The sequence below is a fragment of the Streptomyces sp. NPDC060194 genome (assembly GCF_042728285.1).
GTDB lineage: Bacteria > Actinomycetota > Actinomycetes > Streptomycetales > Streptomycetaceae > Streptomyces.
This window is the reverse complement of record NZ_JBHWZH010000054.1, coordinates 20,408-38,550: the sequence shown is the minus strand read 5'-3', so window position 1 is coordinate 38,550 and position 18,143 is coordinate 20,408. Positions and strand designations below refer to the sequence as shown.

At 71.3% G+C, this 18,143-nt stretch carries 20 protein-coding genes, 2 pseudogenes and 1 riboswitch; of the genes and pseudogenes, 11 read left to right on the top strand and 11 right to left on the bottom strand.

Annotated features, from left to right (window positions below):
* Positions 1–438 (bottom strand): annotated as a pseudogene (locus ACFWEG_RS14645) (phosphomethylpyrimidine synthase ThiC); the annotation flags it as partial.
* Positions 432–559, bottom strand: a riboswitch (TPP riboswitch). (Overlaps the previous pseudogene by 7 nt.)
* Positions 560–631: 72 nt before the next feature.
* On the opposite strand from ACFWEG_RS14645, the pseudogene ACFWEG_RS14640 reads away from it, so the two are divergent.
* Positions 632–1,860 (top strand): annotated as a pseudogene (locus tag ACFWEG_RS14640) (YibE/F family protein).
* Between the two features lie 13 nt (positions 1,861–1,873).
* Here the strand turns inward: ACFWEG_RS14640 and ACFWEG_RS14635 are convergent.
* From ACFWEG_RS14635 to ACFWEG_RS14625, 3 genes are all read right to left on the bottom strand, one after another.
* Positions 1,874–2,311, bottom strand: a complete 438-nt coding sequence (locus ACFWEG_RS14635; RefSeq protein WP_387214160.1) for an SsgA family sporulation/cell division regulator — start codon at positions 2,309–2,311, stop codon at positions 1,874–1,876.
* A gap of 306 nt (positions 2,312–2,617) precedes the next feature.
* Positions 2,618–2,830 (bottom strand): DUF5326 family protein, encoded by a 213-nt coding sequence (locus ACFWEG_RS14630; RefSeq protein ID WP_387214169.1) that lies wholly within the window; start codon positions 2,828–2,830, stop codon positions 2,618–2,620.
* 181 nt (positions 2,831–3,011) lie between these two features.
* Positions 3,012–3,329 (bottom strand): cupin domain-containing protein, encoded by a 318-nt coding sequence (locus tag ACFWEG_RS14625; protein ID WP_387214157.1) that lies wholly within the window; start codon positions 3,327–3,329, stop codon positions 3,012–3,014.
* 69 nt (positions 3,330–3,398) lie between these two features.
* Here ACFWEG_RS14625 and ACFWEG_RS14620 point away from each other — a divergent pair, with 69 nt between their 5' ends.
* The 4 genes from ACFWEG_RS14620 to ACFWEG_RS14605 all read left to right on the top strand — a co-directional run bounded on the left by ACFWEG_RS14620 (position 3,399) and on the right by ACFWEG_RS14605 (position 6,595).
* Positions 3,399–3,779: a phage holin family protein gene (locus tag ACFWEG_RS14620; RefSeq protein ID WP_387214155.1), complete on the top strand. Its 381-nt coding sequence runs from the start codon at positions 3,399–3,401 to the stop codon at positions 3,777–3,779.
* Between the two features lie 6 nt (positions 3,780–3,785).
* Entirely contained in the window at positions 3,786–4,925 is a 1,140-nt protein-coding gene (locus tag ACFWEG_RS14615; RefSeq protein ID WP_387214152.1) for a cystathionine gamma-lyase, read from the top strand.
* Positions 4,926–5,164: 239 nt separating this feature from the next.
* Positions 5,165–6,076, top strand: coding sequence for a LysR family transcriptional regulator (locus ACFWEG_RS14610; RefSeq protein WP_387214149.1), 912 nt, complete (start codon positions 5,165–5,167; stop codon positions 6,074–6,076).
* Between the two features lie 39 nt (positions 6,077–6,115).
* Entirely contained in the window at positions 6,116–6,595 is a 480-nt protein-coding gene (locus ACFWEG_RS14605) for an NUDIX domain-containing protein (RefSeq protein ID WP_387214146.1), read from the top strand.
* A 31-nt stretch (positions 6,596–6,626) separates the two neighbouring features.
* Here ACFWEG_RS14605 and ACFWEG_RS14600 read toward each other — a convergent pair whose 3' ends face one another.
* Positions 6,627–7,898 carry a globin domain-containing protein gene (locus ACFWEG_RS14600; RefSeq protein ID WP_387214143.1) on the bottom strand — a complete coding sequence of 424 codons (1,272 nt, stop codon included), beginning with the start codon at positions 7,896–7,898 and terminating at the stop codon, positions 6,627–6,629.
* Positions 7,899–8,208: 310 nt separating this feature from the next.
* Between ACFWEG_RS14600 and ACFWEG_RS14595 the strand changes: the two genes are divergently transcribed.
* On the top strand, positions 8,209–9,048 hold the full coding sequence (locus ACFWEG_RS14595) for a GNAT family N-acetyltransferase (RefSeq protein ID WP_387214166.1): 840 nt from the start codon (positions 8,209–8,211) through the stop codon (positions 9,046–9,048).
* Between the two features lie 42 nt (positions 9,049–9,090).
* Positions 9,091–9,543, top strand: a complete 453-nt coding sequence (locus tag ACFWEG_RS14590) for a GNAT family N-acetyltransferase (RefSeq protein WP_387214140.1) — start codon at positions 9,091–9,093, stop codon at positions 9,541–9,543.
* Positions 9,544–9,559: 16 nt separating this feature from the next.
* On the opposite strand, the gene ACFWEG_RS14585 is transcribed toward ACFWEG_RS14590, so the two are convergent.
* Positions 9,560–10,528 carry a helix-turn-helix transcriptional regulator gene (locus ACFWEG_RS14585; RefSeq protein WP_387214137.1) on the bottom strand — a complete coding sequence of 323 codons (969 nt, stop codon included), beginning with the start codon at positions 10,526–10,528 and terminating at the stop codon, positions 9,560–9,562.
* Positions 10,529–10,662: 134 nt separating this feature from the next.
* Between ACFWEG_RS14585 and ACFWEG_RS14580 the strand changes: the two genes are divergently transcribed.
* The gene (locus ACFWEG_RS14580) at positions 10,663–11,058 is read left to right on the top strand and encodes a RidA family protein (RefSeq protein WP_387214163.1); all 396 of its coding nucleotides are present in this window, start codon (positions 10,663–10,665) and stop codon (positions 11,056–11,058) included.
* A gap of 42 nt (positions 11,059–11,100) precedes the next feature.
* Here ACFWEG_RS14580 and dnaB read toward each other — a convergent pair whose 3' ends face one another.
* Positions 11,101–12,600 carry a replicative DNA helicase gene (gene dnaB, locus ACFWEG_RS14575; RefSeq protein ID WP_387214134.1) on the bottom strand — a complete coding sequence of 500 codons (1,500 nt, stop codon included), beginning with the start codon at positions 12,598–12,600 and terminating at the stop codon, positions 11,101–11,103.
* Positions 12,601–13,059: 459 nt separating this feature from the next.
* Between dnaB and ACFWEG_RS14570 the strand changes: the two genes are divergently transcribed.
* The gene (locus tag ACFWEG_RS14570) at positions 13,060–14,397 is read left to right on the top strand and encodes an MATE family efflux transporter (protein WP_387214131.1); all 1,338 of its coding nucleotides are present in this window, start codon (positions 13,060–13,062) and stop codon (positions 14,395–14,397) included.
* A gap of 184 nt (positions 14,398–14,581) precedes the next feature.
* On the opposite strand, the gene rplI is transcribed toward ACFWEG_RS14570, so the two are convergent.
* The 4 genes from rplI to rpsF form a co-directional block, all read right to left on the bottom strand.
* Complete coding sequence (gene rplI, locus ACFWEG_RS14565) at positions 14,582–15,028, bottom strand: 50S ribosomal protein L9 (protein WP_387214128.1); 447 nt, start codon at positions 15,026–15,028, stop codon at positions 14,582–14,584.
* Positions 15,029–15,046: 18 nt separating this feature from the next.
* On the bottom strand, positions 15,047–15,283 hold the full coding sequence (gene rpsR, locus ACFWEG_RS14560; RefSeq protein ID WP_128983236.1) for a 30S ribosomal protein S18: 237 nt from the start codon (positions 15,281–15,283) through the stop codon (positions 15,047–15,049).
* A 45-nt stretch (positions 15,284–15,328) separates the two neighbouring features.
* Positions 15,329–15,934, bottom strand: a complete 606-nt coding sequence (locus ACFWEG_RS14555; RefSeq protein WP_387214125.1) for a single-stranded DNA-binding protein — start codon at positions 15,932–15,934, stop codon at positions 15,329–15,331.
* 75 nt (positions 15,935–16,009) lie between these two features.
* Entirely contained in the window at positions 16,010–16,300 is a 291-nt protein-coding gene (gene rpsF / locus ACFWEG_RS14550; protein WP_387214122.1) for a 30S ribosomal protein S6, read from the bottom strand.
* 265 nt (positions 16,301–16,565) lie between these two features.
* Between rpsF and ACFWEG_RS14545 the strand changes: the two genes are divergently transcribed.
* The gene (locus tag ACFWEG_RS14545; RefSeq protein WP_387214119.1) at positions 16,566–16,865 is read left to right on the top strand and encodes a hypothetical protein; all 300 of its coding nucleotides are present in this window, start codon (positions 16,566–16,568) and stop codon (positions 16,863–16,865) included.
* A 157-nt stretch (positions 16,866–17,022) separates the two neighbouring features.
* Complete coding sequence (locus ACFWEG_RS14540) at positions 17,023–18,141, top strand: lipid II:glycine glycyltransferase FemX (RefSeq protein WP_387214116.1); 1,119 nt, start codon at positions 17,023–17,025, stop codon at positions 18,139–18,141.
* Positions 18,142–18,143 lie beyond the last annotated feature (2 nt).

The following is an 18,143-nucleotide window of genomic DNA, read 5'->3' as shown; positions in this document are numbered from 1 at the left end:
CTCCATCTCCGGGGTGATCTCGCCGCGCCTGGCGTACGCGAGTTGGGTCACGGCCTGACCGTCCCTGCCGCGGCGCGGCTGACGCGGACGCCCGGGGAAGACGGCGTCGAGGTTGCGGAGGCCGCCGCGCGGCGACGTGTGCTTGATGCCGTCGTCCTCGGGGCGGACCGGCCGGCCCGCGTACTCCTCGGTGTCCCCCCGGGCGATGATCCAGTTCTCCCGCAGCGGGGTGAGCCCCCGGCGGACGTCCGTCTCGACGGACGGGTCGGTGTACGGGCCTGACGTGTCGTACAACGTCACGTCCTGGCCGTTGGTGAGGTGCACCTGACGGACCGGCACCCGGATGTCGGGGCGCGAGCCGTGGACGTACCCCTTGTGCCAGCCCGGCTTGCGCGCGTCCCCGCCGGAGGCAGGCGTGCGTGTGTCCTGAACGGTCATGAGACCTATCTCCCTACGCCGGCATTACCCGGTAACAGGTTCGGCGGTCGGCGCAGCTGCAGCGATCCCGCTGGTCAGCGCCCTCTCAGCCCGGTGCTCCGAGCTCCCGCGTGTTGAAAGACGTGGCTCTACGCTAACGCCGGGCCCGGCGAGCTGAACAGAGGGCCTCTGCCGTTCTTGCGATGATCGGTCGGTGACGAACCCGCAGCCGCACACGCCGCCACCGCCGGAGCATCCGCCCGCCCACGTCCACGTGCACAGCCACGGCCCCGCCGCACCCGTCTCGAAGCACCTGCGCAAGGTGATCGCCGCCGTGCTGATCCCCTTCGCGGCGGCCGTCGCCGTCGGTCTGCTGGTGCTCTGGCCCGGCGGTACCCCCGCCCACGAGCGGACCGGTGTCGGCTTCGACCGGCAGACGGAGCAGGGCCGGGTCACGAAGGTCGAGGCGGTGGACTGCAAGGAGGTCAACGTCTCCCAGGTGCCGTCGAACGGGGACACCTCGACCCCCGAGGGCCGGTCCGCCGCCGAGCAGCAGTCGGGCGAGTGCAAGCGGGCGACGATCGAGGTGACCTCGGGCAAGGACGCGGGCCGCACCTTCGTCGAGGTCGTGCAGCCCGACGCCACCCGCCAGTTCGATGCGGGCCAGAAGGTCGTCGTCGCCTACGCCCCGGACGCTCCGGCGGAGTTGCAGTACTCGGTCACCGACGTCGACCGGAAGATCCCGCTGGCCGTGCTCGCCGGGATCTTCGCGATCGCCGTGGTGGTCGTCGGCAGGCTCCGCTGATCGCGCTGTACGCGTGCCACGGGCTGACGGCCCGCACGTCGGTGGCGGTGCTGGGGACCCTGATCTCGCTGCTGCTGATCGGGGCGCTCGGTTCGCTCTTCATCGGCTGGGCTCGGCTCACGGGGAACACCGACGACAACACCGGGCTGATCCACGGCCTGTACCCGGAGATCGACATGAGCGGTCTGCTCCTCGCCGGGGTCATCATCGGTTCGCTCGGCGTCCTGGACGACGTCACCGTGACCCAGACCTCCGCGGTCTGGGAGCTGCACCAGGCCGATCCGACGATGAGTGCCCGCAGGCTGTACCGGGCGGGCATCAGGATCGGCCGCGACCACATCGCCTCCGTGGTCAACACCCTGGTCCTCGCCTACGCCGGCGCCGCACTCCCGCTGCTGCTGCTCTTCACCGTCGCCCGGTCGGGGGTGGGCACCGTGGCCAACAGCGAACTGGTGGCCGAGGAGATCGTACGGACCCTCATCGGCTCGATCGGTCTGGTGGCGTCGGTGCCGGTCACCACGGCGCTTGCGGCCTTGGTGGTCTCGGCGGACAGGCCCGGGGCGGCCCCGGTCCCGGCCGGCGGTCAGCCGGCGCCGGGGCGGTCCAAGGGCGGGCGCGGGCGGCGCCGCCGGACCTGACCCGGGGGGCGGGTCAGCCGGCGCTCTGCTCCTCGGTGAGGATCCGCCCGAGCGCGTCGTCGAGGTGGCTGTCGAGGTCGGCGAACGTCCCTTCCTGGCCGAGCGGGACCAGCCGGTCGGTGCGGTCGAGGAAGGCAACGACCGGGGCGGCTCTGGTACGGAACAGCGCCTGCTCGGCACCGACCTGCAGCCGGATCAGGATGTCGGCCAGCAGCTCGGGGTCGCTGGGCGCGATGTGCACGTCCCCGTCCCCGCAGGGGGCGTTGATGCCGTCGATGAGCAGCTCGCGGCCGAAAGCCCAGGTGACGGGGGCGTCGCCGGGGAGGTGGAAGGTGAGCCGCACCGCGTACGGATCACGGGACTCGTAGCGCAGCTCCACCGGGATCCGGAAGGACAGCTCTTCGGAGACGACAAAGCTCATCATGACCTCTGCCTGGACGGACTCGCGCATCGACGACTACCCCACGATCATGGTGCGTCGGCCGGGGGTGAACGCCCCGGCCCTCTTGGCGACTACCTGCTGAGCATGCTGAAGGATCACAAGGAGTGAGTTTCAGGTATGCCCAGACAACGCGCCGAGGGCCGGGTCCGTTGCTGCTTGTCCGGGCCTCCACTCGATTGCCCGGCGTACTTCATCTGCTTGGTGCAAGCCCGCCGGAAAAAGCGGGGCGGCGGCGGTGGAAGCGGAGAAAGTGGGTAGGGTCCACCGGTCGTGGCACCGCAGGGACCCCCCTCCCGGCAGCATCCCCGGCTGCGGTCACCAGTCCCGGCGGGACTCCGATCCGCCCCGGAACTTCCCGACCACCCAGATCAGCCCGCCGACCAGTGCCACGAAGAGCACGAGCTTGAAGAGCAGGTTGGCCAGGAACCCGAGCACGGCGAGGATGACCCCGCCGAAGACGAAGAGCGCGATGGCCGGCACGGCCACCCACTTCACCCACCACGGCATGCCCGCGAGTATGTCCTGCACAGCCATCGTCCCGTCCTCGTCCCGTCCGTCACGCCCGTACCGGGCCCCTTGCCCCGTACCGAGCCGACTTCCGTCTCTCTGCTTCGATGCTAGGAGCTCCGCGGGCGTCGCGGGGCCCGCCGGACCCCCGTCCGTCCCTGATCCGCCCCCTAGGGAATCCGGGGTCCCGACCCTGGGTACGTCATCCCTCCGGGGGCGAGAAGACCACGAGGACCCGCAGGTCCTCGCTGATGTGGTGGAACCTGTGGCTCACGCCGGCGGGCACGTAGACCACGCTCCCGCGCGCCACGACGGTGGTCTCCTCGCCCACGGTGATCTGGGCCCGCCCGCTGACGACGACGTACACCTCGTCCTGCCGGTGCGGCGCTTGAGGATCGGTCTGCCCCGCGTCCAGCGCGTAGAGGCCCACGGACATGTTCCGCTCGCGGAGGAACTGCAGGTACGCCCCCTCGTTGGCGACGCGCTCGCTCTCCAGATCGTCCAGCCGAAATGCCTTCATTCCCCTGATCCGCCCTTTGCGCTCCGTGCCGTCGGCCCGCCGCCGATCATGTCTGCAACGATCGGGCCCATGATGAAATTCCTCGTCAGGACGGTCGCCAACGCCGTGGCACTCGCCGTGGCCGTCTGGCTGCTCGACGACATCACCCTCACCGGTGGCTCCACCGGCGGCAAGGCCCTCACCCTGCTCCTCGTGGCCCTGGTCTTCGGCGTGGTCAACGCGATCGTCAAACCGGTCGTGCGGCTCCTGTCCCTCCCGCTGTTCGTGCTCACCCTGGGGCTGTTCACACTGGTGGTCAACGCCCTGATGCTGCTGCTGACCTCGTGGCTCTCCGACGTGCTCGACCTCAGCTTCCACGTGCACGGATTCTGGACGGCCGTGCTCGGCGGTCTGATCATCAGCATCGTGTCCTGGGCGATGAACGTCATGCTCGCCGACGACAGGAGCTGAAGCCCCGTGACCGAGGACACCCCGCCCGACTGGCAGGACGGCACCCGCGCCCTGCGGGCCGGTCTCCCCGAACCGGTGAAGCACGAGCCGACGCTGCCCGGTCCGGTCTTCGCCGCCCACTACCACCTGCCGGGCGAACCCACCGGCGCCTACACCTACGGCCGGGACGAGAACCCCACCTGGACCCTGCTCGAACGGGCCATCGGCGAACTGGAGGCACCGGGCGGAGGCGCGGAGACGGTGGTCTTCGCCTCGGGGATGGCCGCGATCTCCGCCGTCGCGCTCTCCCAGCTGGGTGCGGGGGACACCGTCGTCTTCCCCGACGACGGCTACCAGGCCCTTCCCCTGCTGCACCAGCAGCTCGCCGCGTTCGGCGTGACCGTGCGCACCGCCCCCACCGGCGGGGACGCGCAGCTCGACGTGCTCGAGGGCGCCCGGATGCTGTGGATCGAGACGCCGTCCAACCCCGGCCTGGACGTCTGCGACATCCGCCGGCTGGCCGAGGCGGCCCACGACCGGGGCGCGCTGGTGGCCGTGGACAACACGCTCGCCACCCCGATGGGGCAGCGGCCGCTCGACCTCGGCGCGGACTTCTCCGTCGCCTCCGGAACCAAGCAGCTCACCGGCCACGGCGACGTCCTCCTCGGCTACGTCACGGGCCGGGACGCCGAGCTGATGGCCGGCGTACGACGCTGGCGCAAGATCGTCGGGGCGGTCCCCGGTCCCATGGAGGCCTGGCTGGCCCACCGCTCGCTGGCCACCCTCGGCCTGCGGGTGGAGCGGCAGAACTCCACCGCGCTCGCGCTCGCCCGGGCGCTCGCCGAGCGCCCGGAGATCAGCGGGCTGCGCTACCCCGGCCTGCCCGACGACCCCTCGCACACCGTCGCCGCGCGCCAGATGCGGCGCTTCGGCTGCGTGGTGTCGTTCGAACTCGCGGACCGCGGGCGCGCGGACCGCTTCCTGGAGTCGCTGCGCCTCGTCGACGACGCGACGAGTTTCGGCGGCGTCCGCTCGACCGCGGAGCGGCGCGGCCGCTGGGGCGGGGACGCGGTGGCGGAGGGCTTCGTCCGCTTCTCCGTGGGTGCCGAGGACCCCGCCGACCTGATCGCGGACGTCCTGCGCGCCCTGGACGCCGCGTCCGCCTGACCGGCTCCGCTACGTAAGTCGGACGGCCCGAACCTCCCCCCTCCTGGCTCGGGCCGTCCCCGGTTCCGTGCACCGAGAACCGCTCGCACAAGGCTAGTTGACTCTGCGTCAGTGTCCAATCACGCGAGCGCCAGCGACCTATCGACATATTTATAGATCTGCGGGATGGTGCCGGAACGGCCGGGCGGACGCCCCGGCACGCACCGCGCACCGGCGCGCCGGCCCCGGGGGAACGCCGCATGGACCTGGCTCTGCTCCGCACCTTCGTCACCGTGCACCGCGCGGGCTCGTTCACCCGCGCGGCAGCCCTCCTCGGCCTCTCCCAGCCCGCCGTCACCTCGCAGATACGCACCCTGGAGCGGCAGCTCGGCCGCCCGCTCTTCCTGCGCCAGGCGCGCGGTGTCACGCCCACGACCGTCGGCGACGAACTCGCGCACAAGGCGGCGCCCCACCTCGACGCCCTGGTCGAGATCACCGAGAGCCGGCTCGACGAGCAGGCGGGAACGGCGATCCGCACGCTCCACCTCGCCGGGCCCCCGGAGTTCACCACCCTGCGGGCGCTGCCGGTGCTGGCCGAGCTCACCGGCCAGGGCCTCGACGTGCGGGTCTCCTTCGGGACCGCCGAGGAGGTCCTCGACGGGCTCGCCGCCGGCCACCACGACCTCGCCCTGACCACCGCCCGCCCCAGAGGCACCCTCTTCACCCCGACCCCGCTCTGCGACGAGGAGCACATCCTGGTCGCCGCGCCCCGCTGGGCGGCCCGCATCGGAGCCGACCTGCACAGCCGCTCGGGCACGTCGGGGGCGGTCATCCTGGAGAACCTCCCCGTCGTCGAGGTCCACGAATCGCTCCCCCTGATCTCGCGCTACTGGGCGGCGGTGTTCGACACCCGGCCGGCCGCGTCCGGGACCGTCATCGCACCCGACCTCCGCGCCGTGCTCGCCTGCGCGGAGGCCGGCGCCGGACTGGCCGTGCTGCCGCGCTACCTGTGCGAGGAGGCGCTGCGCGCACGGACCGTCGTCACCCTCCTCGATCCGCCGGTGCCCCCGCTGCGTACCTACTTCATGGCCGTGCGCACCGGCACACTCGCCGTTCCGCACATCGCGCGGGCGCACGACCGGCTGCTGCGCGCTGCGGCCCGTTGGTGCTGAAAGCGTTTCGCGAGCCGTCACGGGGGCCACATTCCCCCCATGACCGTCCGACCTGTGGTCAAGCGCACCGCACGCGCCGTCCTGCTCGACGGCGACGACCTGATCCTGATCAAGCGCACGAAGCCCGGGACCGACCCGTACTGGGTCACCCCCGGCGGCGGCGTCGAGCCGGAGGACGCCACGGTCGTGGCGGCCCTGCACCGCGAGGTGGACGAGGAGCTCGGGGCGAAGGTCCTCGACGTCGTGCCGTGCTTCGTCGACACCGTCGAGCACATCACGTCCACCGGGGCCCCCGGTGTGAAGGTGCAGCACTTCTTCGTCTGCCGGCTCGACTCCATGGACCTCTCGCGGCGGCACGGCCCCGAGATCGAGGAGGGCGTCGGCGACTACGAGATCGTCCGCATCCCCTTCACCCGGGTCGGCATCGCCTCGGTCCACCTGGTGCCGCTGTCCCTGCGGCACTACCTGGACGGCAACATCGAGGGCGTCCGCGCGATGCACGCGCCGGATCTGGGCTGATCCGGGGAGCCGGTACGGGACACGGGAGCCGTCACCTGACCGCGGTCACGAGCTCCTCCACCGCGTCGTGCCGGATCCGCTCCGCCGGGATGCCCGCGCGCCGCAGGACGTCCACCCCGCTGCGGATCATCCCCGGCGGCCCGGACAGGTAGGCGTCGTACTCCACCCAGGGGCCGTACGCCCGCACCGCCTCGGGCAGCAGGCCGCGTCCGCCGTCGGACACCACCGTCCGCACCGCGAGCCACGGGTGGGAGCGCTGCAACCGCCGCATGGTGTCCATGTCGTAGAGGTCGAAGTCGCTGCGCGCGCCGTAGAACACCTCCACCGACCGCCGCTCGCCGTGCACGACGACGTCCTCGACCAGGGCCTTGATCGGTGCGATCCCGGTGCCCCCGCCCAGGCAGAGCAGACCGCTGTCCGTGGTGTGGTCGACGGTCATCGAGCCCGCGGGCGGCCCCAGCCGGATCACGTCCCCGGGGCGGGCGCGGTGCACCAGCGCGTTGGAGACCCAGCCGGCCGGTACCGCCTTCACGTGGAAGGAGAGCAGCCCGTCGGCCCGGGGCGCCGACGCGAAGGAGTAGTGCCGCCACACCCGCGGCCACCACGGCGTCTCGACGCTCGCGTACTGCCCCGCCAGGAAGGGATAGGGCTGCTGGGGCCGCACCGTGATGACAGCGACGTCCGGGGTTCGTTGGTCGTGCGACACGACCTCCGCGAACCACCAGGGCGGCGACGAGAGCTCGTCCTCCGCCGCCACGTCGATCATGATCTGCGCGATCGTCGTGTACGTCCGCACCCAGGCGGCCTCCACCTCGGGACCCCAGACGGCGCGGGCGTAGTACGCGATCGAGCCGAGCAGGCACTCGCCCACGAGCGGGTAGTGCTCCGGCCGGGTGCCGTACTTGCGGTGCCCGCGGCCCAGGTCCCGCAGGTAGGCCGTCAGCGTTCCGGCGTCGTCCACGTTCTCCGCGGCGGTCAGCAGCGCCCTCAGGAGCCGGTCGCGCTGCACGTCCATCGCCGCCGGGAACAGCGGCCTGAGCGCCGGTGCGCGGGTGAAGAGCAGGGCGTAGAAGTACGAGGTGACCTTGTCGGCGACGGGCGCGATCTCGGCCATCGTGCGCTGAACGATCACGGCATCCCGCGACGGCGTGCGGGGAGGACCCGCTGTGGGATGCCCGCCGGGCGGGGCGACGCCGTGGCCGGGGCCGGGCGGGGCGACGCCATGGCCGGGGCCGGCCGCTGCCGGGTGCCGGCCACCCCCGGATATGCCGGCATCGCCGGACGTGCCGGTCGGAGCGTCCATGCCGTACCTCGCCTCGAACGTCTCTCGCGTCGTCGCAGCATGGCAGTCGACGGCCGAGCCCACGCGAAGAGTGGCAAGTCAGGCTCCCTCCCCCCGGTCCCGCACTAGGCTCGGCTCCTCATGCCCGCGCGACGCCGTGCATGTTTCACGTGAAACATCCGTCCCCTCGGGGGTACGACGAGCGACGTGGCCGAAAGCACCGCGCCTCACGCGCGAAACAGGTGGACGCGGCCCCCTTCCGTCGGAAAGCCTGGCCTGCGTGCCGACAACCTCTCCCGCCGCCTCATCGCCCATCCGCCGCCTGACCCGCATGGACCTCACCGCGTGCGCCGACCTCTCGGAGAACAGAGGGTGGCCCCGCGAGGAGCACAAGTGGGGTCTGCTCCTGTCAGCCGGGACCGGGTACGGCATCGACGACCCGCAGGGCGGCCTCGCCGCCGCATGCGTCCTCACCCGCTACGAGCCTGGACTGACCGCCCTCGGCATGGTTCTCGTGGCCGAACGGCACGCCCGCCAGGGCATCGGCCGCCGCCTGACGCGGCACGTGCTCGAAGAGGCGGGCACGATTCCCGTCACGCTGCACGCGACGCCGTACGGACAGCCGCTGTACGAGGAGCTCGGCTTCAAGACCACGGGCCGGGCGGAGATGGTGCGCGGCAGGTTCGTCCCGCCGTCCCCCGCCGATGTTTCACGTGAAACATCGGCCGTGAGGGCCGCGGGTGTCTCGGTCCGCCCGGCGACGGCCGAGGACCTCACCTCGATCCTGCGGCTGGACCACGAGGTCTTCGGAGCCGATCGCACGCACCTCGTCACGCGGCTGCCCGCCTTCGCCGACCACCTGAGGGTGGCGGAGGCCGGCGGCGACCTCGTCGGATTCGGCGCGATCTGGCCCAACATGGACACCCACGTCATCGGTCCGCTCATCGCCCGCGACACCCTGACCGCCCAGGCACTGATCACCTCGCTGGCCCAGGCGTCGGACCGGCCCCTGCGCACGGACGTCGACGTCCGTCACGAGGAGCTGCTGCACTGGCTGAAGGCGCGCGGGCTCGCGCACCTCACCTACAACGCGGTGATGAACCACGGCGCCCCGGACCTCCCGGGCGACTGGACCCGACGCTTCGCTCCCCTGACGGTCGCCGCCGGTTAGCGGCTCGGCACCCCCACGTCGACCTCACCTAGTCTGCGGGGCATGACCGATCTTGTGATACGCCCCGCAGACCCCGCCGACCTCCCCACGATCGTCGCCCTGCTCGCCGACGACCCCCTGGGCGCCACCCGGGAGTCCCCGGACGACCTCGCGCCCTACGAGTCCGCCCTGGAGCGCCTGACGGCCGACCCCAACCAGCACCTGGTGGTCGCCGTCCGCGACGGACGCGTCGTCGGCACACTGCAGCTCACGATCGTTCCCGGCCTCTCCCGCCGGGGCGCGACCCGGTCGATCATCGAGGCCGTGCGCATCCACGCGGACGAGCGCGGCAGCGGGCTGGGAACCCAGCTCATCACCTGGGCGGTCGACGCATCCCGCCGTCAGGGCTGCCAGTTGGTGCAGCTCACCTCCGACGCCACCCGCACCGACGCCCACCGCTTCTACGAGCGCCTCGGGTTCACGGGCTCCCATCTCGGCTTCAAGCTCCAGCTGTGACGGCGGACGGGCGGACTCAGGGCGCGTAGCGGGTCGCCATCTCCGCCGCGCGGGCGCGCAGGGCGGCCCGGAGCGACGGCGGGGCCAGCGCCTCCGCGTCGGTGCCGAGCTGCCACATCGCCCACACGGCGTGCCTGACGTCCTGGAACGTCACCTCGAGCCGCAGCCGGCCGTCGTCCTCGGGCTGTTCGGCGCGCACGGCCAGCGCGGTGTCCAGCAGTTCCTCCCGGCGTCCGGGGTGCAGCAGGACCAGTACGGCGAGGTGGTCCCCGCCGGCGAGGAAGCGCGCCGAGCGCTCCCGCCAGACGCGGTCCAGGTCGACCTGGACCGGCCGCTGGGCCGGTTGCGGGAGCTGCTCGGCGGCCAGGACCCTGGACAGCCGGTAGGTCCGGTCCTCGCCCTCCCTGGTGGCCAGCAGATAGGCCCGGTCCCGGACGGTCACCAGGCCGATGGGGTCCACGGTGCGCCACTGCGGCGACTGCCCGGCGGCCTCGTAGTGGACGCGCAGCTTGCGTCCGGCGAGCACCGCCCGCCGGACCTCCCTCAGCACGCCCCGCGGTACCTCCTCGCCGGGCTTCCGGCGGGAGAGCAGATCGGTCTCGGGATCGACGAGGAAGCGCCGGGTCGCGTCGCTCGCGGTGGCGCGGTGGGTCTCGGGCAGGGCGTCGACCACCTTGCGCATCGCGGAGGCGAGGGCCGAGCCGAGACCGAACACCTGCTCCCCGCGGCCCGATCCGGCGGTGAGCAGCGCCAGGGCCTCGTCGTGGTTCAGGCCGGTGAGCTCGGTGCGGAACCCTGGCAGCAGCGCGAAGCCTCCGTGCCGGCCGCGTTCCGAGTGGACCGGGACTCCGGCCGCGGACAGCGCCTCGATGTCGCGCAGCACCGTGCGCGGGGACACCTCGAGCTCGCGGGCCAGCGTCCCGGCCGTCATCCGGCCGCGTTGGCGGAGCAGCAGCACCAGGGACACCAGCCGGTCGGCACGCATCCGCGAACCCTAGCGAGATACATGACCAAGGGTGTCGTGTTTGCCTGGAAGGCTCACCGCCACGAGGTCGAGGCCGGGCGGTAACGGACCGGCGGACACCAACTGCTCACCAACAGAACGGAGTTGTCGTGGCGATCGAACGTACTGCCGTCAATCCGGTGCCGTGGTCGACGGAGCTGGGCTTCCACCAGGGCGAGGTCGTCTCCGGGCAGACGCGCACCCTCCACATCTCCGGGCAGACCGCGATGAGCGAGGACGGGAAGCCGCAGCACGACGGTGATCTGGCGGCCCAGCTGGCGCTGAGCGCCGACAACCTCGAGGCCGTGCTCCGCGAGGCCGGCATGGCCCTGCCGAACCTGGTCCGGCTCAACGTGTACACGACCGACGTGGACCTGCTCCTGCGGCACTACGGGGTCCTGGCGGCGCGCCTCGGCGCGGCCGGGGTCGCGCCGACGACCACGATGCTCGGCGTGACGCGGCTGGCCGTCCCCGGCCAGCTGGTCGAACTCGACGGCATCGCGGTCGCCTGACGCGGTCCGCGACGGCGCGGCAGAGGTCCGGACGGGTCCGGGTCAGGTCTGCGCCATGTCGACGAAGCGGGAGTAGTGGCCCTGGAAGGCGACCGTGATCGTGGCCGTGGGGCCGTTTCGGTGCTTCGCCACGATCAGGTCCGCCTCACCGGCGCGCGGGGACTCCTTCTCGTAGGCGTCCTCGCGGTGCAGCAGGATCACCATGTCGGCGTCCTGCTCGATGGAGCCGGACTCGCGGAGGTCCGAGACCATGGGCTTCTTGTCGGTGCGCTGCTCGGGGCCACGGTTCAGCTGGGAGAGCGCGATCACCGGCACCTCGATCTCCTTGGCCAGGAGCTTCAGGTTCCGGGACATGTCCGAGACCTCCTGCTGCCGGCTCTCGGCCCGCTTCGAGCCACCGGACTGCATCAGCTGCAGGTAGTCGATGACGACCAGCTTGAGGTCGTTGCGCTGCTTGAGCCGCCGGCACTTGGCGCGGATCTCCATCATCGACAGGTTGGGCGAGTCGTCGATGTAGAGCGGCGCCTGCGACACGTCGGGCATCCGGCGGGCGAGGCGCGTCCAGTCCTCGTCCGTCATCGTCCCCGTGCGCATGTGGTGCAGCGCGACGCGCGCCTCGGCGGAGAGCAGGCGCATCGCGATCTCGTTGCGGCCCATCTCGAGCGAGAAGAAGACGCTGGGCAGGTTGGCCTTGATCGACGCGGCCCGCGCGAAGTCCAGCGCGAGGGTCGACTTGCCCATGGCGGGGCGGGCGGCGATGACGATCATCTGGCCGGGGTGCAGGCCGTTGGTGAGCGAGTCGAAGTCGGAGAACCCGGTGGGGACGCCCGTCATCTCGCCGGAGCGGGAGCCGATCGCCTCGATCTCGTCGAGCGCGCCCTCCATGATGTCGCCGAGGGGGAGGTAGTCCTCGCTGGTGCGCTGCTCGGTGACGGCGTAGATCTCGGCCTGGGCGGAGTTCACGATCTCGTCGACGTCGCCGTCGGCCGCGTATCCCATCTGCGTGATCCGGGTGCCCGCCTCGACGAGGCGGCGCAGCACGGCCTGCTCGTGGACGATCTCGGCGTAGTACTCGGCGTTCGCGGCGGTGGGTACGGACTGCACCAGCGTGTGCAGGTACGGCGCGCCGCCCACCTTGGTGATCTCGCCTCGCCGGGTCAGCTCGGCGGCGACCGTGATGGGGTCGGCCGGCTCGCCCTTGGCGTACAGGTCGAGGATCGCCTGGAAGACGGTCTCGTGGGCCGGCCGGTAGAAGTCGTGACCCTTGAGGACCTCCACCACGTCCGCGATGGCGTCCTTGGAGAGCAGCATGCCGCCGAGCACCGACTGCTCCGCGTCGAGGTCCTGCGGAGGAACCCGCTCGAAGGCCGAGGCACCCTCCCAGCCGCTGTCGTGGCCGCGCTCGTGCTGGTCGTCGCGTCCCTGGCCGCGCCCCTTGGCGCCGCTCCCGTTGTGGTCGCCGCGTCGCTGCCGGGAGACGGGCAGCTGGTCGCCCGGTCCGGCGCCCGCCCACGGATCGTCCAAGGGCTCCGAGATGCTCACCGGGCCACCTCCTTCCGTCCGCCGCGCGGACCTCGCCATGCCTCTTGTCTACGGCACGGCACTGACAAAAGAGCCGTCCGACTCCGCTTCGCGGAGAATCGTTTTGTGCGGGTTCCGAGGGGGTGAAAACCGGTCGCGCGCCGGTCCACGGTAGGGCGCTGCGAGGCGTCAGCCAATCTGGTTATCCACAGGGCCTGTGGGCAACTCCGCCGTTGCTGTGGATTACTCGCCGAAACCTGTGCACGAGTCGGGGGACAGCGGTGTGGACAACACCTCACTCACTCCCTAGTCACCCCACCTGAACTGCGAATACTCCGTCCACCGACTGGGGAGGAGAAAAACTTCGCCATCCGGGCCGGGTCTGCGTCACAGGGCGTCGACCGGCTCACCCATGAGCCTCACTCGTAAGGGCTGCGAGCCGGTTGCGTCCATTACCTGTGGAAGATTAGATTGTTGGTCATGACACAGGCATCGGAGACCCGCAGGGCCGCTCGGCGCCGGCACGACCGCGAGATCGTCGCGCTGGCCCTGCCGGCCTTCGGGGCCCTGGTCGCGGAACCCCTGTTCGTCATGGTCGACAGCGCCGTCGTCGGGCATCTGGGGACGCCGCAACTGGCCGGCTTCAGCGTCGCCGCCGCGCTGCTCACCACGGCGGTCAGCGTGTTCGTCTTCCTCGCCTACGCCACCACGGCGGCCGTGGCCCGCCGGGTCGGAGCGGGCGACGTCCAGGCCGCGATCCGCCAGGGCATGGACGGGATCTGGCTCGCCCTGTTCCTCGGGGCGGGCGTCGTCGCGTTCGTCCTGCCGACCGCCCCTGGCCTGATCGACCTGCTCGGCGCCTCGCCCACCGCCGCGCCCTACGCCACCACCTACCTGCGCATCTCGGCGCTCGGCATCCCCGCCATGCTGGTCGTCCTCGCCGCCACCGGCGTGCTCCGCGGCCTCCAGGACACGCGTACCCCGCTCTACGTGGCCGTCGGCGGCTTCACCGTGAACGGCGCCCTCAACATCGGCCTGGTGTACGGCGCCGGCCTCGGGGTCGCGGGCTCGGCCTGGGGCACGGTCACGGCCCAGTGGGGCATGGCCGCCGTCTACCTTGTCGTGGTGGTGCGGGGCGCCCGCCGGCACGGCGCCTCGCTGCGCCCGGACGCGGCCGGGATCCGGGCCTGCGCCCAGGCGGGGGTGCCCCTGCTCGTCAGGACGCTCTCGCTCCGCGCGATCCTCGTGATCGCCACCGCCGTGGCCGCGCGCCTCGGCGACGCCGACGTGGCGGCCCATCAGATCGTGCTCTCCCTGTGGATGCTCGTCGCCCTGTCCCTGGACGCGATCGCCATCGCCGGACAGGCGATCATCGGCCGCTACCTCGGTGCCGGGGACGCGGAGGGCGCCAAGGACGCCTGCCGCCGGATGGTGCAGTGGGGTCTGGTGGCCGGAGTGGTCCTCGGAACGCTGCTGATCGCCGCCCGCCCCCTGTTCGTCCCGCTCTTCACCACCGACGCCTCGGTCGTCGACGCACTGCTCCCGGCCCTGGTCGCCGTGGCGGTCGGACAGCCGGCGTTCGGCGTCGTCTGCGTGCTGGACGGGGTGCTGATGGGCGCGGGGGACGGCACGTACCTGGCCTGGGCCATGCTGGTCACGCTCGCCGTCTTCACCCCGGTCGCGCTGCTCGTGCCGGTCCTCGGCGGCGGGCTGGGCGCGCTGTGGTGGGCGATGTCGCTCATGATGGCGGTGCGGCTGGTGACCCTGTGGATCCGCGCCCGCTCCGGCCGCTGGATCGTCACCGGAGCCGTCCGCTGAGCCCGGGCCGGACCCGCCCGCGAGCGACCGGACCCCCGGCCGGCCGGGGACCTCAGGCCTCAGGCCTCAGGCCGATGTTTCACGTGAAACGTCCCCCGGTTTCACGTGAAACATCTCGCGGCATCGGAGAAGGGCCGCACCCCGGAGGATGCGGCCCTTCTCACTGCACTGCGGCGCGCTGCGCTCAGGCGGCGACGACCTCGACGGCGACCTTGGCGGCCACCTCGGGGTGCAGACGCACGGACACCTGGTGCGAGCCCAGGGTCTTGATCGGCGAACCGACCTCGATGCGACGCTTGTCGACGTCCGGGCCACCGGCGGACTTGATCGCCGAGGCGACGTCGGCCAGGGTCACGGAGCCGAACAGCCGGCCGGCGTCGCCGGAGCGAACGGCCAGACGCACGTTCACGCCCTCGAGCTTGGCCTTGATCTCGTTGGCCTGCTCGATGGTCGCGATCTCGTGGATCTTGCGGGCGCGGCGGATCTGCGCCACGTCCTTCTCGCCACCCTTGGTCCAGCGCAGCGCGAAGCCGCGGGGGACCAGGTAGTTGCGGGCGTAGCCGTCCTTGACGTCGACGACGTCGCCGGCCGTGCCGAGGCCGGAGACCTCGTGGGTGAGGATGATCTTCATTGTTCGGTCACCCTTCCCTTATCGCGCGGTGGACGTGTAGGGCAGCAGCGCCATCTCACGGCTGTTCTTGACGGCCGTGGCGACGTCACGCTGGTGCTGCGTGCAGTTGCCGGTCACGCGACGGGCACGGATCTTGCCGCGGTCGGAAATGAACTTCCGCAGCATGTTCGTGTCCTTGTAGTCGACGTACGCGACCTTGTCCTTGCAGAACGCGCAAACCTTCTTCTTCGGCTTGCGCACAGGCGGCTTCGCCATGTGTCTCTCCTGTGTGATCAAGAAGTGTGGGTACGTGCCCCGCTGCTAGAAGGGGGGCTCGTCCGAGTAGCCGCCGCCGGAGTTGCCTCCACCGGAGTTCCCGCCCCAGCCGCCACCGCCGCCGCCCTGCTGGCCACCGCCGGAGTTGCCTCCGCCGGTCGCCCACGGGTCGTCGGACGGCGCTCCGCCGCCCTGCTGGCCGCCGCCGGAGTTTCCACCCCAGCCGCCGCCCTGCTGGCCGCCGCCGCCGTATCCGCCGCCACCCTGGCCGCCCTGAGCGCCGCGGCCGGAGGTCTTGGTGACCTTGGCCGTGGCGTTCTTGAGGCTGGGGCCGACCTCTTCGACGTCGAGCTCGTAGACCGTCCGCTTGACGCCCTCACGGTCGTCGTACGTCCGCTGCTTCAGCCGGCCCTGCACGATGACGCGCATGCCTCGCGTGAGCGACTCCGCGACGTTCTCCGCCGCCTGCCGCCAGACCGAGCAGGTGAGGAACAGGCCTTCGCCGTCCTTCCACTCGTTGGTCTGCCGGTCGAAGATGCGGGGGGTGGACGCGACACGGAACTTCGCGACCGCCGCACCGGAAGGGGTGAAGCGCAGCTCGGGATCGTCGACAAGATTGCCGACAATCGTGATGACGGTCTCGCCTGCCATGGGGGAACCTCTCGGCGGGTTGCTGCTGGCTGCTTGCTGCTACTCGAATCCCGAACGGCTCTGAGCTGGGAAAGCTCAGTGCATCTCGGGACGGAGGACCTTGGTCCGGAGGACCGACTCGTTCAGGTTCATCTGCCGGTCGAGCTCCTTGACGACCGCAGGCTCGGCCTGCAGGTCGATGACCGAGTAGATGCCCTCGGGCTTCTTCTTGATCTCGTACGAGAGACGACGGCGGCCCCAGGTGTCGACCTTCTCGACCTTTCCGTTGCCCTCACGGACGACGGAGAGGAAGTTCTCGATCAGCGGGGAGACAGCGCGCTCCTCGAGATCGGGGTCGAGGATGACCATCATTTCGTAACGACGCATGTGGAACCCACCTCCTTTGGACTCAGCGGCCACGGTCATTCCGTGGCAGGAGGGTCGTGATGCGTGTGCAACGGTATCGGCCACCACTGACAATCGGCCCCACGTTCGAGGAGCCTCGGGTCAGGGCCAGGGCAGACACCGGTGCAGACCGTACAGAGTACCCGCACCGAGCCTTCCGGTTGAAATCCGGCCGCCGGGGGACGCAGTCTGTAGGCAGCGGATGTGAACGGCGTCACAGCGCGCCATCGTCCACCAGGAGGTCTCCATGGCACAGGCAGTGCGTCCCGACCCCACCCACTCGCTCTTCGCCACCGACGGCAAGCCCCACCCGATGCAGGACACCCTCGTCGCGGTCACCCTGGTACTCGGCCTCGTGGCCGTGGTCACCGCCCAGTTCCACCACCTGCACCACCTCAGTTCCTGGGCCGGCCTCGTGGGCATCGCGACCGGCGGGTACGGGCAGTACATCTCCGCCACGACCCGCGAGCGGTTCCTCCTGATCCTCGGGCTGGGCGCCTCGGCCGTCGGCTTCGGCCTCGGCCTCGCCCACGGCGGCCTCTTCTGACGCCGCCGACCGCCCCCGGCCCGGGCCCGTCCGGACCGGGCTTCTCCCCCTCGGCGGCCGTACAGCGGCAGATCAGGTCGCGTACGGCCGCTCGGCTCGCACCGTGCTCGCAGTAGGCTTCGGCCGAAGCGGATTCGCCTGCTGAGGAGCGCCCCGAATGAGCCTGACCCTGAGGACCATCAGCCGTGAGCAGCATCTGGCGTTCGTCCAGAGCCTGCCGTCGGCCAGTCACTGCCAGGTCCCGGCGTGGGCGGACGTGAAGACCGAGTGGCGCTCGGAGAACCTGGGCTGGTTCGACCGGCACGGCGAGCTCGTCGGCGCCGGCCTGGTGCTGTACCGGCAGCTGCCCAAGGTGAAGCGCTACCTGGCCTACCTGCCCGAGGGCCCGGTCATCAACTGGTACGCCCCGAACCTCGACGAGTGGCTCCAGCCCATGCTCGCCCACCTGAAGCAGCAGGGTGCCTTCTCCGTGAAGATGGGCCCGCCGGTCGTCATCCGGCGCTGGGAGTCGGCCTCGATCAAGAAGGGCATCCAGGACCCCGACGTCAAGCGGCTGCGGGACGTGGAGGCCGACTTCATCGAGCCGCGCGCCTTCGAGGTCGCCGACCGGCTGCGGCGCATGGGCTGGCAGCAGGGCGAGGACGGCGGCGCCGGCTTCGGCGACGTCCAGCCCCGCTACGTGTTCCAGGTGCCGCTCGCGGGCCGCTCGCTCGACGAGGTCCAGAAGGGCTTCAACCAGCTGTGGCGCCGCAACATCAAGAAGGCCGAGAAGGCCGGCGTCGAGGTCGTCCAGGGCGGCTACGACGACCTCGCCGAGTGGCAGCGGCTCTACGAGATCACCGCGATCCGCGACCACTTCCGGCCGCGCCCGCTCTCCTACTTCCAGCGCATGTGGACGGCCCTGAACTCCGAGGACCCCAACCGCATGCGGCTGTACTTCGCCCGCCACAACGGGGTCAACCTCTCGGCGGCTACCATGCTCGTCGTCGGCGGGCACGTCTGGTACTCCTACGGCGCCTCCGACAACATCGGCCGCGAGGTGCGCCCGTCGAACGCCATGCAGTGGCGGATGCTGCAGGACGCCTACGCGCTGGGCGCGACCGTCTACGACCTGCGCGGCATCAGCGACTCCCTCGACGAGACCGACCACCTCTTCGGGCTGATCCAGTTCAAGGTGGGCACCGGCGGCGAGGCCGCCGAGTACCTCGGCGAGTGGGACTTCCCCCTCAACAAGCTGCTCCACAAGGCGCTCGACATCTACATGTCCCGCCGCTGACC

Bases quoted from the DNA above. Each gene is read 5' to 3' on its own strand.
- ACFWEG_RS14600 (WP_387214143.1), bottom strand. From the start codon at position 7,898: ATGGACGCTCCGACCGGCACGTCCGGCGATGCCGGCATATCCGGGGGT.
- ACFWEG_RS14540 (WP_387214116.1), top strand. From the start codon at position 17,023: ATGAGCCTGACCCTGAGGACCATCAGCCGTGAGCAGCATCTGGCGTTC.
- rpsR (WP_128983236.1), bottom strand. From the start codon at position 15,283: ATGGCGAAGCCGCCTGTGCGCAAGCCGAAGAAGAAGGTTTGCGCGTTC.
- ACFWEG_RS14635 (WP_387214160.1), bottom strand. From the start codon at position 2,311: ATGCGCGAGTCCGTCCAGGCAGAGGTCATGATGAGCTTTGTCGTCTCC.
- ACFWEG_RS14610 (WP_387214149.1), top strand. From the start codon at position 5,165: ATGGACCTGGCTCTGCTCCGCACCTTCGTCACCGTGCACCGCGCGGGC.
- ACFWEG_RS14555 (WP_387214125.1), bottom strand. From the start codon at position 15,934: ATGGCAGGCGAGACCGTCATCACGATTGTCGGCAATCTTGTCGACGAT.
- ACFWEG_RS14545 (WP_387214119.1), top strand. From the start codon at position 16,566: ATGGCACAGGCAGTGCGTCCCGACCCCACCCACTCGCTCTTCGCCACC.
- ACFWEG_RS14570 (WP_387214131.1), top strand. From the start codon at position 13,060: ATGACACAGGCATCGGAGACCCGCAGGGCCGCTCGGCGCCGGCACGAC.
- rpsF (WP_387214122.1), bottom strand. From the start codon at position 16,300: ATGCGTCGTTACGAAATGATGGTCATCCTCGACCCCGATCTCGAGGAG.
- ACFWEG_RS14585 (WP_387214137.1), bottom strand. From the start codon at position 10,528: ATGCGTGCCGACCGGCTGGTGTCCCTGGTGCTGCTGCTCCGCCAACGC.
- ACFWEG_RS14625 (WP_387214157.1), bottom strand. From the start codon at position 3,329: ATGAAGGCATTTCGGCTGGACGATCTGGAGAGCGAGCGCGTCGCCAAC.
- ACFWEG_RS14605 (WP_387214146.1), top strand. From the start codon at position 6,116: ATGACCGTCCGACCTGTGGTCAAGCGCACCGCACGCGCCGTCCTGCTC.
- ACFWEG_RS14620 (WP_387214155.1), top strand. From the start codon at position 3,399: ATGATGAAATTCCTCGTCAGGACGGTCGCCAACGCCGTGGCACTCGCC.
- ACFWEG_RS14590 (WP_387214140.1), top strand. From the start codon at position 9,091: ATGACCGATCTTGTGATACGCCCCGCAGACCCCGCCGACCTCCCCACG.
- rplI (WP_387214128.1), bottom strand. From the start codon at position 15,028: ATGAAGATCATCCTCACCCACGAGGTCTCCGGCCTCGGCACGGCCGGC.
- ACFWEG_RS14595 (WP_387214166.1), top strand. From the start codon at position 8,209: ATGGACCTCACCGCGTGCGCCGACCTCTCGGAGAACAGAGGGTGGCCC.